Annotated in this window: 14 protein-coding genes and 1 riboswitch; of the genes, 3 read left to right on the top strand and 11 right to left on the bottom strand. The window is 68.4% G+C overall.

Going from position 1 to position 14,924, the window contains the following annotated elements; genetic code table 11:
- Nucleotides 1-139: 139 nt before the first annotated feature.
- Together ACZ43N_RS08100 and ACZ43N_RS08095 are read left to right on the top strand one after the other, a co-directional pair.
- A complete protein-coding gene (locus ACZ43N_RS08100; RefSeq protein WP_468095864.1) occupies nucleotides 140-916 on the top strand; it encodes a rhomboid family intramembrane serine protease in 777 nt (258 codons plus the stop codon).
- Nucleotides 913-1,194 (top strand): Lrp/AsnC family transcriptional regulator, encoded by a 282-nt coding sequence (locus tag ACZ43N_RS08095; protein ID WP_468095863.1) that lies wholly within the window; start codon nucleotides 913-915, stop codon nucleotides 1,192-1,194. The genes ACZ43N_RS08100 and ACZ43N_RS08095 overlap by 4 nt, the downstream gene beginning before the upstream one ends.
- Before the next feature lie 376 nt (nucleotides 1,195-1,570).
- Here the strand turns inward: ACZ43N_RS08095 and ACZ43N_RS08090 are convergent, their stop codons facing one another.
- From ACZ43N_RS08090 to ctaE, 7 genes are all read right to left on the bottom strand, one after another.
- A complete protein-coding gene (locus ACZ43N_RS08090; protein ID WP_468095862.1) occupies nucleotides 1,571-1,975 on the bottom strand; it encodes a hypothetical protein in 405 nt (134 codons plus the stop codon).
- 99 nt (nucleotides 1,976-2,074) lie between these two features.
- Nucleotides 2,075-3,436 carry an aminotransferase class V-fold PLP-dependent enzyme gene (locus ACZ43N_RS08085; protein ID WP_468095861.1) on the bottom strand — a complete coding sequence of 454 codons (1,362 nt, stop codon included), beginning with the start codon at nucleotides 3,434-3,436 and terminating at the stop codon, nucleotides 2,075-2,077.
- A gap of 161 nt (nucleotides 3,437-3,597) precedes the next feature.
- Nucleotides 3,598-3,714: riboswitch (SAM riboswitch) on the bottom strand.
- Between the two features lie 295 nt (nucleotides 3,715-4,009).
- Nucleotides 4,010-5,074, bottom strand: a complete 1,065-nt coding sequence (trpD, locus tag ACZ43N_RS08080; RefSeq protein ID WP_468095859.1) for an anthranilate phosphoribosyltransferase — start codon at nucleotides 5,072-5,074, stop codon at nucleotides 4,010-4,012.
- A gap of 154 nt (nucleotides 5,075-5,228) precedes the next feature.
- Entirely contained in the window at nucleotides 5,229-6,869 is a 1,641-nt protein-coding gene (gene qcrB, locus ACZ43N_RS08075; RefSeq protein WP_468095858.1) for a cytochrome bc1 complex cytochrome b subunit, read from the bottom strand.
- A complete protein-coding gene (gene qcrA / locus ACZ43N_RS08070; protein WP_468095856.1) occupies nucleotides 6,866-7,924 on the bottom strand; it encodes a cytochrome bc1 complex Rieske iron-sulfur subunit in 1,059 nt (352 codons plus the stop codon). Before qcrA ends, qcrB begins: the two co-directional genes overlap by 4 nt.
- Entirely contained in the window at nucleotides 7,921-8,730 is an 810-nt protein-coding gene (gene qcrC, locus ACZ43N_RS08065) for a cytochrome bc1 complex diheme cytochrome c subunit (RefSeq protein WP_468095855.1), read from the bottom strand. Before qcrC ends, qcrA begins: the two co-directional genes overlap by 4 nt.
- Before the next feature lie 98 nt (nucleotides 8,731-8,828).
- Nucleotides 8,829-9,449: an aa3-type cytochrome oxidase subunit III gene (gene ctaE, locus ACZ43N_RS08060; protein ID WP_468095854.1), complete on the bottom strand. Its 621-nt coding sequence runs from the start codon at nucleotides 9,447-9,449 to the stop codon at nucleotides 8,829-8,831.
- 154 nt (nucleotides 9,450-9,603) lie between these two features.
- On the opposite strand from ctaE, the gene ACZ43N_RS08055 reads away from it, so the two are divergent.
- Nucleotides 9,604-10,005 (top strand): response regulator, encoded by a 402-nt coding sequence (locus tag ACZ43N_RS08055; protein WP_468095853.1) that lies wholly within the window; start codon nucleotides 9,604-9,606, stop codon nucleotides 10,003-10,005.
- A 48-nt stretch (nucleotides 10,006-10,053) separates the two neighbouring features.
- Here the strand turns inward: ACZ43N_RS08055 and ACZ43N_RS08050 are convergent, their stop codons facing one another.
- The 4 genes from ACZ43N_RS08050 to ctaC form a co-directional block, all read right to left on the bottom strand.
- Entirely contained in the window at nucleotides 10,054-11,301 is a 1,248-nt protein-coding gene (locus ACZ43N_RS08050; protein WP_468095852.1) for a L,D-transpeptidase, read from the bottom strand.
- 130 nt (nucleotides 11,302-11,431) lie between these two features.
- Complete coding sequence (locus ACZ43N_RS08045) at nucleotides 11,432-11,830, bottom strand: cytochrome c oxidase subunit 4 (protein WP_468095851.1); 399 nt, start codon at nucleotides 11,828-11,830, stop codon at nucleotides 11,432-11,434.
- Nucleotides 11,827-13,572, bottom strand: a complete 1,746-nt coding sequence (gene ctaD / locus ACZ43N_RS08040; protein ID WP_468095850.1) for an aa3-type cytochrome oxidase subunit I — start codon at nucleotides 13,570-13,572, stop codon at nucleotides 11,827-11,829. The genes ACZ43N_RS08045 and ctaD overlap by 4 nt, the downstream gene beginning before the upstream one ends.
- On the bottom strand, nucleotides 13,569-14,528 hold the full coding sequence (gene ctaC, locus ACZ43N_RS08035) for an aa3-type cytochrome oxidase subunit II (RefSeq protein WP_468095849.1): 960 nt from the start codon (nucleotides 14,526-14,528) through the stop codon (nucleotides 13,569-13,571). Before ctaC ends, ctaD begins: the two co-directional genes overlap by 4 nt.
- Nucleotides 14,529-14,924: the final 396 nt, after the last annotated feature.

Raw genomic sequence — 14,924 nt, 5'->3', positions numbered from 1 at the left:
GTGCGTGTGGCTCGTAACCCTACGGCCTGACCGGTACTCGCCGCCCGTCCGCCCGTGGAGTGCCTCCGGCGGTGGCGACGAACCCCTGCGGCGGCGAGGCGGTCTGTGCGGGTGGGTCCCGTTACGTCATGCTCTGTTCATGATCGGCAAGTGGAGCGCACACGTCTTCGGCCCGCGGGCCGTCCCCGGCGCACGGCAGGCGCTCGACCGGACCGTACGGAACGAGTCGGCGCCGGTGACGTACGCGCTGATCGCCGCCTGCTGTCTGGTCTTCCTGATCGGTCCGGCGGCGGGCCTGAACCCCGTGTACGGCACCGGGGACGAACTGCTCGCCGCGCAGCGGGCCTACTTCCGCCGCTGGGGCGTCGTACCCGTCGAACTCGTCACCGGCGCGCCGCGCGCGGTCCTCACGCCCCTCACGGCTCTCTTCGTGCACGGCACCTGGCTGCATCTCCTCGGCAACATGCTGTTCCTCTTCGTCTTCGGGGCGATGGTCGAGGAACGCATGGGCCATGTGGAGTTCGCCCTCTTCTACGTGGGCTGCGGATACCTCGCCCTGGTGGCGTACGCGGTCGCGCACGCGGGGTCGCAGCAGTCGCTGGTGGGCGCGTCCGGGGCGATCTCCGCCGTCCTCGGAGCGTTCCTGTTCCTGTTCCCCAGGGCGGGCGTGACGAGCCTGTTCCCGTTCCTCTTCTTCCTCCCGCTGCGTTTCCCGGCGTGGGTGACCCTGCCGTTCTGGGTGACCCTGCAGTGGCTGGCCGCACGCCGGGAGACGTCCGGACCGGGGGTCGCCTATCTGGCGCACCTCGTCGGGTTCGGTGTGGGGTTCGTCTACGCCTGGGGGCGTTATGGACGGAGGACTAGAGTGAAACCGAATGCCCCAGCTCCGGCCCCCGAGGGAGAACACCAGCCGTGATCACCGCGATCGTGCTCATCAAGACCAGCGTGGACCGGATCCCGGAGATCGCCGAGTCGATCGCCGCGATCGACTCGGTGACCGAGGTGTTCTCGGTGACCGGTACGTACGATCTGGTGGCCATGGTCCGGGTCAAGGCCCATGAGGACCTCGCCGAGGTGATCCCCGGGCGCATCAGCAAGATCCCGGGGGTGCTGGGGACGGACACGCATGTGGCGTTCCGGACGTACTCGCAGCACGACCTGGAGGCCGCGTTCGCCATCGGACTGGACGGCTGAGGAGAGAGATCGAGCGGGTCCGCGCCGCGCTCGACACCGGCGTACGGCCGGCCCTGGCCGGCTGCGGCGACGGGGGCCCCTCGGACGCGGCGCGGGCGCCCTGCAGACGCCCGGCGCACACGCCTGCCGGACGCCGACGGGTGAACGGGCGTCGCTTGCGCCGACCTGGTCATCACCGCGAAGGGCGCCCTCGGCCACCGGACACCGCCCGGCAAGGCCCTCGCCGAGACCGTGTTCCGCCCGAGCGGCCTCTCACGCAGGCCACCGAGCGGGCGCTGCGGATCATTGCGCCGGGGGGAGCATGCGGGACCCGGGGGCCGCGCGAGCGGCGGCCCTTCGCCCGTCCGGCGACCGCCCCGACGGGCTCAGTCGGAGGTCACTTCCAGCAGTACGACCTGATGGACTTGTACTCGCTGATGTCCGGGTCGGTCGACCCCCGCAACCCGGTCTTGCGGATGATCTGCTCGATGTCACCCTCGCTGTTCTTCCCGTACCACGTCTTGGTGGTCCGGTTCCACGTCGAGCGTGGCAGCCGCTTGTGCTCGACGTGGGCGTGCGGAGGCTTCCAGGCGCCCTTGCCGCACTTGAAGGACGGGGACGCCCGCACCTTGTACAGCGAGATGTTCTGTTTGTAGTTCTTGGCGTCCCACAGGCAGAGGGAACCCTTGGGCTTGCAGTCGCCCATGGCGGCCTCGGCCGTCTCCGCCTGCACCCCGCCCGCCAGCACCATGCCCACCGTCAGGGCAGCGGCGACCGCGAGCCCCTTCGTCCCCTGTTTCATCTGCACTCCCCGTGATGAGCGGCCGCAGAAAACCGACCGCCCACTCACCCTATGCAGGCCGTTCCTCCTCGAACAGTTGTCCCTTGGGGCAATGCGGCATCAGGTGGCGGGGACGCAACGCCCGTCCTGGGTGCGGTAGTTCCACCGGGCGCCGTCCCGGACGAGTTCCCTGACCGCGCCCACGAACCGCTCGACGTGCTCGTCGGGCGTGCCGGCCCCGAAGCTCACCCGGATCGCGTTGAGGGACTTCTCGCCCGGCGCGGCCTCGGGGGCGCCGCACTCGCCCTGGGTCTGCGGGGCGCTGCCGAGCAGGGTGCGGAGAAGCGGGTGGGCGCAGAACAGGCCGTCGCGTACGCCGATTCCGTACTCGGCGGAGAGGGCCGCTGCGAAGTGGGAACTGTTCCAGCCCTCGACGACGAAGGAGATGACGCCGACCCGCGGGGCGTCGTCCCCGAACAGCGAGAGCACCCGGACCTCGGGCACCTCGGCGAGCCCGGCGCGGACGGTGTCGATCAGATGCTGCTCACGGGCGACGAGCGTGTCGAACCCGGCCTCGGTGAGGGCCTTGCAGGCGGAGGCGATGGCGTACGCGCCGATGACGTTGGGCGAGCCGGCCTCATGGCGCGCGGCGGTCTCGTGCCACTCGACGTCCACTCCCCCGTCCGTACGCCGGGCCACCTTGCGGGAGGCACCGCCGCCCGCGAGGTACGGGTCCGCCTCCCGCAGCCAGTCGGCGCGCCCGGCGAGGACGCCGGAACCGAACGGCGCGTACAGCTTGTGCCCGGAGAAGGCGACCCAGTCGACGTCCAGGTCCTGCACGGAGACGGGATGGTGGGGCGCGAGCTGCGCGGCGTCGAGCACGATCCGCGCGCCGTGCGCGTGCGCGGCGGCGGCAAGTTCCCGCACCGGCCAGATCTCCCCGGTGACGTTGGAGGCGCCGGTGACGCAGACCAGCGCCGGGCTGTGGGGGTCCCGGCCGGCGAGGGCGTGTTCCAGCGTGATGACGGCCTCGGCGGGCGTCCGGGGCGCGTCCAGGTACGACACGCGGGCGTTCCGCCACGGCAGCAGCGAGGCGTGGTGCTCGGTCTCGAAGACGTACACCTGGCCGTCTTCGGGAAGCGCGGCGGCGAGCAGGTTCAGCGAGTCCGTGGTGGACCGGGTGAAGACCAACTGGTCGTCCGCCCGGCAGTCGAGGAACTCGGCGACGGTACGGCGGGCGTTCTCGAAGAGGTCCGTCGACAACTGCGAGAGGTACCCGGCTCCGCGGTGCACGCTGCCGTAGTACGGCGCGTACGCCGCCACGTCGTCCCAGACCCGCTGGAGCGCGGGGGCACTGGCGGCGTAGTCGAGCGCGGCGTAGGTGACCTCGCCGCCGGTGACGAGCGGGACGGTGACATCTCGGCCGAGAACGGACAGCGGGGCACAAACGGACTGGCCGGAGGCAAGGGTGGAGACAGACATGGGAACTCCCGTGAGAGGGCGTGCCGAAGGAAGGCACGCTGAAGAAGGAAAAAGGGTGCGCGGAGGCGGGGCTCGGCGGCCCTATCGCATTCGCTTGCTCACGGAAGGCTCCCTCGAGCGACCAGGACCCCTGGCCCCACGCTTTTCACAAGCGTGCGAGGGGTCCGCGCTTGCCGTAGACCTTGCTGCCTACGACCCGGTCTTCACCCGGGGCACCCCGCCACGGACGGAGGGTTGCCGGACAGCCGGCCGGGGCCTTGTGGCTGTCACTCATGACCTGATCAGGAACGTACGCGAAGTGATCGCCGAGGCGCAACTCCTGTCCGGATAGCGGGATCGGGCGCCGAATGGCTCGGGGGTGCGCGGTTCGTTGGCGGGCGCGGGTGGATCGTCGTTTCTCGCGCGGTTCCCCGCGCCCCTGAAAAGCGACCGGGGCTGCGCCCCGTGCTTTTCAGGGTGAAGGCCGGGCCGCTGGGCCCATGCCTTCGGGGGCGCGGGGAACCGCGCGACAAGCCCCCCACTCGCCCGTGCTCGCGAACGCACCCCACGCCGCCCTCACGGATCGCGTCGGCCCTACCGATTCGTCGCCGCGACCCACCGTTCGAGAACCCTCCGCGCCGCCCCCGAGTCGATCGACTCCGCGGCCCGTTCCATGCCGCCCCGCAGTTGCTCCGCCAGTGACCCGCTCCCCGGATCCAGCGCCACCAGCGCCGCCGCCGAGTTCAGCAGCACCGCGTCCCGCACCGGCCCGGTCTCCCCCGCCAGCAGCCGCCGTGCGACATCCGCGTTGTAGGACGCGTCGGCCCCCCGCAGCGCGGAGACCGGCACCAGCTCAAGCCCCACGTCCCGCGGGTCGAACGCCTCCTCCGTCACCTTCCCGTCGCGCACGACCCACACCCGCGACGTCGCCGTGGTCGTCAGCTCGTCCAGCCCGTCGTCGCCGCGGAACACCAGGGACGAGTTGCCGCGCTCCGCGAAGACGCCCGCCATGATGGGCGCCATCCGGGGATCGGCCACACCGACCGCCTGTGCCCGCACCTTCGCCGGGTTCGCCAGCGGCCCGAGCGCGTTGAAGACCGTGCGGATGCCCAACTGCCCGCGCGCTGCGGCCACATGACGTAGCGCCGGGTGGAACTTCACCGCGAAGCAGAAGGTGATGCCCGCCTCCTCGGCGACCTCCGCCACCCGCCGCGGCGTCAGCTCCAGATTGACGCCGAGCTTCTCCAGCACATCGGACGCGCCCGAGGCCGAGGACGCGGCCCGGTTGCCGTGCTTGACGACCTTGGCGCCCGTACCGGCGACCACGATCGACGACATCGTGGAGATGTTGACCGTCTTGGCGCCGTCGCCGCCCGTACCGACGATGTCGACGGTCCGCCCCGACACCTCGATGACGTTGGCGTGCTCGTACAGCGCCCGCACCAGCCCGGTGATCTCCTCGACGGTCTCGCCCTTGGCCCGCAGTGCCACCACGAACCCGGCGATCTGGGCGTCCGTCGCCTCGCCGCGCATGATCTGGTCCATCGCCCAGAACGTGGCGCCGGCGTCCTGGTCCCGCCCGGACAGCAGCGCGTTCAGCACCTCGGGCCAGGAACGGCCCGCCGCGGTGTCGCCTCCAGCGGGGGTCACAGCGCTCATCAGCCGCTCCTGGTGGTCGTAGCCGCGGGGGAGTCACCGCCCGCGGACGCAAGGCAATCGAGTGCTCTCACCCTATCCAGCTCCGAGCACGGCGAAGGGCCCCCGTCCGAAGATCGGACGGGGGCCCTTCGACCGTGTGTGGCGAAGCGGGTGATCAGTGGTGGCCGTGGCCGCTCGTGATCTCCTTGTACTCCTCGACGGTGGGCTTGAGGATCTGGTTGTCCTCGCCGTAGTAGCCCTTGCTCAGCTTGGCCCGCAGCTTCTGGCCACGCGTGATCTTGCGGGCGACACCGTTCTCGTCGACCGCGGGACCGATCTCGGCCGGCTTGTACTGCTCGTGCGCCGTGAGCGTGTGCAGCTGCTCCTGGCTGAGCGGCTCGTGGACCTCGATGAACTCACCGTGCGGCAGGCGCTTGATGATGCCGGTCTCCCGACCGTGCAGGATCTTGTCCCTGTCGCGGCGCTGGAGGCCGAGGCAGACGCGCTTGGTGACGATGAACGCGATGACCGGGGCCACGAAGAACGCGATCCGGACGAACCAGGTGATGGCGTTGATCGACAGGTGGAAGTGGGTCGCCCAGAGGTCGTTTCCACCACCGATCAGCAGCACCATGTACCAGGTGATCCACGCGACACCGAAGGCCGTACGGGTCGGGGCGTTGCGCGGGCGGTCCAGGATGTGGTGCTCGCGCTTGTCGCCGGTGACCCAGGACTCGATGAACGGGTAGACCGCGATCGCGACCAGGACCAGCGGGAAGATCACCAGCGGGATGAACACACCCAGGACGAGCGTGTGACCCCAGAAGTTGATCTCCCAGCCCGGCATGACACGGATCAGGCCCTCGGAGAAGCCCATGTACCAGTCGGGCTGGGCGCCGGTCGACACCTGGTCCGGACGGTAGGGACCCATCGTCCAGATCGGGTTGATCGTGGCGATCGCCGAGATGATCGCGATGACACCGAAGACCAGGAAGAAGAAGCCGCCGGCCTTGGCCATGTACACGGGCAGCAGCGGCATGCCGACGACGTTGTTGTTCGTCTTTCCGGGGCCCGCGAACTGCGTGTGCTTGTGGTAGAAGACCAGGATCAGGTGCGCGACCACCAGGCCGAGCATGATGCCGGGCAGCAGCAGCACGTGCACCGAGTAGAACCGGGCCACGAAGTCGCCGCCGGGGAACTCCCCGCCGAAGAGGAAGAACGACAGGTACGTGCCGACGATCGGCACGGACAGGACCGCGCCCTCCATGAAGCGGACACCGGTGCCGGAGAGCAGGTCGTCCGGGAGCGAGTAACCGGTGAAGCCGGTGAACATGCCGAGGACGAACAGCAGGAAGCCGAACAGCCAGTTGATCTCACGCGGCTTGCGGAACGCGCCGGTGAAGAACACGCGCATCATGTGCACGAACATGCCGGCGAGGAAGACCAACGCGGCCCAGTGGTGGATCTGCCGGATCAGCAGACCACCGCGCACCTCGAACGAGATGTGCATGGTCGAGTTGAACGCCTCGGACATCAGCTGGCCCTGCAGCGGGACGTACGGGCCGGCGTACTCCACCTCGTTCATCGACGGGTGGAAGAACAACGTCAGGTACACACCCGTGAGGATGATGATGATGAAGCTGTAGAGGCAGACCTCACCCAACATGAACGACCAGTGGTCGGGGAAGATCTTGCGCATGTTGGCCTTGGCCAGGGAGTAGATCCCGAGCCGGCCGTCGGCCCAGTCGGCGACGCGCTCGCCGGCCGGTGCCTTCCCGCGCTTGCCGCGCGCGTCTGTGGTGGTTGCAGTGCTCATCCGCGCTCCCAGAAGGCAGGACCGACGGGCTCTTCGAAGTCGCTCACGGCTTCGAGGTAGCCGTCATCGCCGACGGTGATCCGCAGCTGCGGCAGGGCGTGACCCGCGGGGCCGAAGATCACCCGGCCGGCGTCGGCGAGGTCGAAGGTGGACTGGTGGCAGGGGCAGAGCACGTGGTGCGTCTGCTGCTCGTACAGGGAGATCGGGCAACCGACGTGGGTGCAGATCTTCGAGTAGGCCAGGATGCCCTCGTGCGACCACTCCAGTGAACGCCTGTCCTTGATGTTGTCCGGCTGGATCCGGACGATCATCAGGGCGTCCTTGGCGATGTTCTTCTGGAAGTCGTGGTCGTGCTCGTCCAGGCCGTCCGGCATGGCGAAGGTCAGCGACCCGACCGCGACGTCCGCGGGACGCAGCGGCTCACCCGTGTTCATGTTGACGAGCTTCTTGCCCTTGGCCCACGTGGTGTGCCGCAGCTTGGTGCCGGGCAGCGGACCGAGGTCGCGCAGCAGGACGACACCGGAGAGCGGGACCATGGCCATCGCGCCGAGCATCGTGTTGCGCACCAGCTTGCGACGGCCGATGCCCGACTCGGCGGCACCCTGCTTGAAGTCCGCGTGGACCTTCGCGCGGACCTCGGGCGAGGCCTCGATCGGGTGACGCTCGTCGGCGACCTCCACATCGGACATCAGGGTGCGGGCCCAGTGGACCGCGCCCGCGCCGATACAGAACAGGGCCAGGCCCAGGGTGCCGCCCAGCGCGAAGTTCAGCGCGCTGATGTGCCCGATCGGCCAGACGTAGATCGCCTCGTCGACGGGGATCGCGACATACGAGGCGATGAACGCGATGGTGGACAGCATCGAGACCGTGAACAGCAGGGCGACCGTGCGCTCGGACCGCTTGGCGGCCCGCTCGTCGATGTCCTGGATCCGGTGCTCGTGGGGCGGGAGGCCGGGGTCCGCGAAGGGGTTCTCCTCGTCCGCGACCTTCACCGCACCGTGCGGGGCGTCCTGCTCAGCGGGCAGGTTCTCTTCTGGAATGTCTTGGCTACTCATGACTTCTTGGCCTTTGCGGTCCGAGCGGCGACCCACACGGCGACAGCGATCAGTGTGCCGAGACCGAAGACCCAGCCGAACAGGCCCTCGCTGACCGGACCGAGTCCGCCGAGGCTGAGGCCACCGGGCTCCACGGTGTCATCGCTGTTGACCGCTTCGAGGTACGCGATGATGTCCTTCTTGTTCTCCTCCGACAGCGTGGTGTCGGGGAAGGACGGCATGTTCTGCGGGCCGGTCTGCATGGCCTCGTAGATGTGCTTCGGGTCGACACCCTCAAGGCTCGGCGCGTACTTGCCCTCGGACAGCGCACCGCCCTTGCCGGTGAAGTTGTGGCACTGAGCGCAGTTCGTCCGGAACAGTTCGCCGCCCTCGGCGATGTCCGCGCCCTCGGGGTTGTACGCGTTCTCGGTCGGGATCTCGGGACCGGCGCCCAGGGAGGCGATGTACGCCGCGAGCTGGTCGATCTCGGCCTGCGAGTAGATGTTCTTCTTCTTCGGGACCTGAGCGCCCGGCTGCTGCGCCGGCATACGGCCGGTGCCGACCTGGAAGTCGACGGCCGCCGCGCCCACGCCCACCAGGCTCGGCCCGTCGGAGGTGCCCTGACCGCCGGTGCCGTGGCAGCTCGCGCAGCCCACGGAATAGAGCTTCTTGCCCTCCTCGATGGTGAGGGTCTGCGCGGTTTCTTCGGCCACCGCCTTGTCCGCGGGCGCCAAAGCGGTGTACAGCCCCGCGCAGGCCGCCAGCGCGATGAATAGGACGACGACCGCCGCCAGCGGATGGCGTCGTCGTGCGGAGAGCTTTTTCACGGATTACCCCGGTGTCAGGATCTTCTGCGTCGGTGCTTCTGGAAGGGTCGTTCTCGGGATCGAGGCGGGCGTACGGTCCGCCCGGCTCGTCCGCCCGATTACTTGATCATGTAGATCGTGGCGAAGAGGCCGATCCAGACGACATCGACGAAGTGCCAGTAGTAGGACACGACGATGGCCGCGGTCGCCTGCTCGTGGGTGAACCTCTTGGCCGCGTAGGTGCGCCCGAGGACCAGCAGGAAGGCGATGAGGCCGCCCGTCACGTGCAGGCCGTGGAAGCCGGTGGTCAGGTAGAAGACCGAGCCGTACGGGTCGGACGAGAGCGACAGGCCCTCGTGCTTGACCAGCTCGGTGTACTCGAAGACCTGACCGCCGATGAAGATCGCACCCATCACGAACGTGACGACGAACCACATCCGGAGCTTCTTCACGTCCCCGCGCTCGGCGGCGAACACGCCGAGCTGGCAGGTCAGGGAGGAGAGCACCAGGATGGTGGTGTTGGTCGCCGAGAACGGGAAGTTCAGGGCGTCGGCCTTCTCGTGCCAGAAGTCCGGACCGGTCACCGATCGCAGGGTGAAGTACATCGCGAAGAGGGCCGCGAAGAACATCAGCTCGGAACTCAGCCAGATGATGGTTCCGACGCTGGTGAGGTTCGGCCGGTTGACCGACGGGTGCGCGTGCCCGGTATCTACTGTCGTTGCTGTCGCCACGACCGACATTATGTCGGTCGCTTATCCCGCCCTCACTCCGGGGGGTGCCGTTCGGAGTGTTGCTCCCTTCGGGACCGGTGCTGACGTGGTGTTCAAGGGAGTAGCATCCGCGCATCGGTCCTTGTCCGTACGACGTCTGAATCTTCTGCGTAACGGAGGAACAATGCGCCCGACCGCCACGGTGCTGGTGTACAGCGACGACTCCAACACCCGTGAACAAGTGCGGCTGGCGACCGGCCGCCGCCCCGCTCCTGACGTCCCCGTCGTGGAGTTCGTCGAGTGCGCGACCCCCGCGGCCGTCGTCAAGGAGCTGGACAGGGGCGGTATCGATGTCTGCGTCCTCGACGGTGAGGCCGTGCCCATGGGGGGCATGGGACTGTGCCGGCAGATCAAGGACGAGATCTTCGAGTGCCCGCCGGTGCTGCTGCTGATCGGCCGGCCGCAGGACGCGTGGCTGGCCACGTGGAGCCGGGCGGACGGGGCGGTGACGCTGCCGGTGGACCCGGTGGAGTTCGCCTCGGCGCTGGCTTCCCTGCTGCGCGGGAAGCGGGCCCTGAGCGCCTGAGGCCGTGTCCCGTGTCCCCGCGCCCCCTGAAGGGGCGCGGGCCCGGCGTCACGCCGATTCGGGGCGCAGGCGCGCCTGGATCTCCGTGCGGGGGGCCTGCTTGGTGCCGGCGGTGAGGGCGCTGCCCTCGCGCCACTTCTGCCAGTCGAGGTTCCAGTCGCCGAAGCCGTTGCCGAAGGGGGCCATCATGTCGCCGGCGGAGTTGACGACCTTGACGATGTCGCCCTCGTTGATCGTCTCGTAGAACCACTCGGCGTTGGCGTTGCTCATGCCGGTGCAGCCGTGGCTGACGTTGGCGTAGCCCTGGGAGCCGGTGGACCAGGGGGCGGCGTGGACGTATTCGCCGCTGTTGGTGACCCTGACGGAGTTGTGGACGACCAGGTCGTAGAAGTCCGACGCGCCTATGCTGGCGCTGGTCATACGGACGGTGCCTTCCTTGGCCAGGACGACCTTGACGCCGTTGCGGGTGTCATAGCCGGGCATCCCGGTGGTGACCGGGATCTCCTTGATGACCTTGTCGTTCTTGTAGACGGTCATCCGGTGCGCCGCCGCGTCCGTGACGGCGACGATCTTGTCGCCGGTGGTGAGCGTCAGGGGCTTGGCCTTGCCGCCCCAGAGACGGTCCCCGACCTTTATGCCCTCCAGGGTGCTGCGGACCTTGATCGTGGCGCCCGCGGGCCAGTACTCCTTGGGCCGGTAGTGGAGCTTCTTGTCGTCCACCCAGTGCCAGGCGCCCTCCGCCGCGGGCGTGGACTCCACCTTGAGGGCGCGTTCGACGACGGCCCTGGCCGCCTTGTCCTTGACGGCCCTGCTCAGTTCCGCGGTGACGGGCTGGCCGACGCCGTACTTGCCGCCCTTGGGTCCGAAGGTGACGGTCAGGCGCTTCTTGGCGCGCGGCCGGCCGGTGTCGAAGGTCCGCTCATCGCGGCCGGGGGCACCGTCCTCGTCCTCCGTGCTCACCCGGACCGTGTAGCGGGCGTTGGCGGCGAGTGGTGAGGTGGAGTGCCAGCGGCTGCCGTCGGCGGCGAGTTCGCCCGCCACGTAGCGTCCTGCGGCGTCCACGGCGGTGACGTCGGTGATGCGCGCGTCGTCCTCGGCGGTGACTTCCAGGGGCTTGTCCGGGTCGGCCTTCTCGCCGTCGCCCGCGGGGGCGTTGAAGGAGACCTGGTCGGCCGCGTCGTACGGCGTGCCCGAGAGCGGGTGGCCGCCGGAACCACAGGCGGTGACGCCCGCTCCCAGGGAGACCACCAGCAGGATGCAGCTGACGACCGTGCGGTTTCGGGGTGCAGTGCTCATGGCTTCAACGTAGGAACGGCCGTCGGGCACGGCGCGCCGGGTGGGCCGAGTGAGGGACGTCCGGCGTGGCAAACGGGGGAAGCCCGGACCTCCTGTCGGAGTGTCCGGGCTTCCGTGCGCTCGGCGCGTGTTACTGGTTCTGGTTCTCACCGCGGTAGTACTCGAAGACCCAGCCCCACAGACCGATCAGGATGATCGGCAGGGAGAAGTACAGCAGCCACCAGCCGAAGACGACGCCCATGAAGGCGAGTGCGCCGCCGATGCCGAGGGAGAGCGGCTGCCAGCTGTGCGGGCTGAAGAAGCCCAGCTCGCCCGCGTCGTCCGCGACGTCGGCCTCCTTGTTGTCCTGCGCGCCCACGTCGACCCGCCGGGCCGTGAAGGCCAGGTAGTAGCCGACCATGATGCACAGGCCGAAGGCCAGGAAGAGCGCCGTGGTACCGGCCGGCTCCTTCGACCACACGCCATAGACGATCGCCATGGCGAGGACGAAGACGCTCAGCCAGATGAACATCTTGCCCTGGATCTTCACTTGCCGGCCTCCTTGCCGCTGCCGCTGCCCGCGAGCTCGTTGGCGCGGGGAGCGCCGTGCGCGAGCTGCTCGAGCGCGGCGATCTCCGGGTGGTGCAGGTCGAACGCCGGGGATTCACTGCGGATCCGCGGCAGGGTGAGGAAGTTGTGCCGCGGCGGCGGGCAGGAGGTCGCCCACTCCAGGGAACGGCCGTAGCCCCACGGGTCGTCGACCTCGACCTTCTTGCCGTACTTGGCGGTCTTCCACACGTTGTAGAGGAACGGCAGGATCGACAGACCGAGCACGAACGAGGCGATGGTCGAGATCGTGTTCAGAGCGGTGAAGCCGTCGGCCGCCAGGTAGTCGGCGTAACGACGCGGCATGCCCTCGGCGCCCAGCCAGTGCTGGACGAGGAAGGTGCCGTGGAAGCCGATGAACAGCGTCCAGAACGTGATCTTGCCGAGGCGCTCGTCGAGCATCTTGCCCGTCCACTTCGGCCACCAGAAGTGGAAGCCGGAGAACATCGCGAAGACGACGGTGCCGAACACCACGTAGTGGAAGTGCGCCACCACGAAGTAGGAGTCGGAGACGTGGAAGTCCATCGGGGGCGAGGCCAGGATGACACCGGTCAGACCACCGAAGGTGAAGGTGATCAGGAAGCCGGTCGCCCAGAGCATCGGGGTCTCGAAGGACAGCGAGCCCTTCCACATCGTGCCGATCCAGTTGAAGAACTTCACGCCGGTCGGTACGGCGATGAGGAACGTCATGAAGGAGAAGAACGGCAGGAGCACGCCACCGGTCACGTACATGTGGTGCGCCCACACCGTGACGGAGAGGCCGGCGATCGCGATGGTCGCGCCGATCAGGCCCATGTAGCCGAACATCGGCTTGCGGGAGAAGACCGGGATGACCTCGGAGATGATGCCGAAGAACGGCAGGGCGATGATGTACACCTCTGGGTGGCCGAAGAACCAGAAGAGGTGCTGCCAGAGCAGTGCGCCGCCGTTGGCCGGGTCGAAGACGTGGGCGCCGAACTTGCGGTCCGCCTCCAGGGCGAACAGCGCGGCCGCGAGGACCGGGAAGGCGAGCAGGACCAGGACACCGGTCAGCAGCACGTTCCAGGTGAAGATCGGCATGCGGAACATGGTCATGCCGGGGGCGCGCATGCAGATGATCGTGGTGATGAAGTTGACCGAGCCGAGGATCGTGCCGAAGCCGGAGAAGGCCAGACCCATGATCCACATGTCGGCGCCGACGCCCGGGCTGCGGACGGCGTCCGACAGCGGGGAGTAGGCGAACCAGCCGAAGTCGGCCGCACCCTGCGGGGTGAGGAAGCCGGCCACCGCGATCAGCGAGCCGAAGAGGTACAGCCAGTACGCGAACATGTTCAGCCGCGGGAACGCCACGTCGGGCGCGCCGATCTGCAGCGGCATGATCCAGTTGGCGAATCCGGCGAACAGCGGCGTCGCGAACATCAGCAGCATGATCGTGCCGTGCATCGTGAACGCCTGGTTGAACTGCTCGTTCGTCATGATCTGCGTGCCCGGGCGGGCCAGCTCGGCGCGCATGAGGAGCGCCATGACGCCGCCGATACAGAAGAACGCGAACGACGTGACCAGGTAGAGCGTGCCGATCGTCTTGTGGTCGGTGGTCGTCAGCCACTTGACGGCGACCTCGCCGCGGCGCTGGCGCCGGACGGGCTGCTCGTCCTCGTAGTGGGACCCCGCCGCCCCGGCACCCTGAGGTTCGTTGAGGATGCTCACAGTACGTTCGTCTCCCGGTTCTTCTCGTGCTTCGACTGCTCAATACCGGCCGGGACGTAACCGGTCTGGCCCTGCTCCGCGAGCTCCTTGAGGTGCTGCTCGTAGCGCTCGGGAGAGACGACCTTGACGTTGAAGAGCATCCGGGAGTGGTCCACACCGCACAGCTCGGCGCACTTGCCCAGGAAGGTGCCCTCCTGGTTGGGGGTCACCTGGAAGGCGTTGGTGTGGCCCGGGATGACGTCCTGCTTCATCAGGAACGGCACCACCCAGAAGGAGTGGATGACGTCACGCGAGGTGAGGACGAAGCGGACCGTCTTGCCCTTGGGGAGCCAGAGGGTCGGGCCGGGGTTGCCGGTCTGCGGGTTCTTGTCACCGGGGATACCGCAGGTGTAGACGCCGCCGGCGTTGGCCGGGAAGTCCTTCTTGTACCGGTCCGGGATCGCGGCGAGGTTCTCGTCCTTGGCCGCGTCGCCGGTGGAGCCGTCGACGTTCTCGATGTAGTTGAAGCACCAGCTCCACTGGAAGCCGACCACGTTGACCGTGACGTCGGGCTTCTTGGACATGTCGAGGAGCTTCGACTCGTCGCGGGCGGTGAAGTAGAACAGCACCGAGACGATGATCAGCGGAACGACCGTGTACAGCGCCTCGATGGGCATGTTGTACCGGGTCTGTGGGGGAACCTCGACCTTGGTGCGGCTGCGCCGGTGGAAGAAAGCACTCCACAGGATCAGGCCCCAGACCAGTACGCCCGTGGCGAGCGCGGCCGCCCAGGAACCCTGCCACAGGGAGAGGATCCGCGGAGCCTCTTCCGTGGTCGGGGTGGGCATACCAAGGCGAGGGAAGTCCTTGTATGTGCAACCGGTGGCGGTCGCCAGGACCAGGCCCGCAGTCAGTGCCTGCAGCAGCTTCCGCCGCATCGGGCGCCGCGGCGAGCGGTCGGAGCCGTTGGGACTCACGTAGCGCCTTCCCGAGAGTCTCGCCCGCGCAGGTCAGGCTGCGGCCTTCTCGCTGGTCGGTCGCCGCCCTGCGACGGGCAGGGGTTTGGATGTTTATGCGGACCAAACCCTACTGGACGCGATTTGGGGTCGCGCGGGGAGGGGGTCCCAACTCGCCGGGGGTCACTTGGAGCGGCTATCCGGGGGTGCCGGGTGCGCCTCATAGCTCGGGAGTTCGGATGATTTGGCGGGTCCGCGCGCGTTGTGGCTCTTCGCGCAGTTCCCCACCCCTCCTCGGTCACCCCCAGGCTTTAGGGGTCCTTTCACTGTGCCCGCCCGGGTCGGGGGGGGGGGGGGGGGGGGGGGGGGGGGGGGGGGGGAAACAACAGAAGGGAAACGTCGATGGGAAAAAAACTG

Source organism: Streptomyces sp. NPDC030814 (assembly GCF_055572155.1).
The sequence above is the reverse complement of the archived record's forward strand: the minus strand, read 5'-3'. Positions and strand labels throughout refer to the sequence as shown.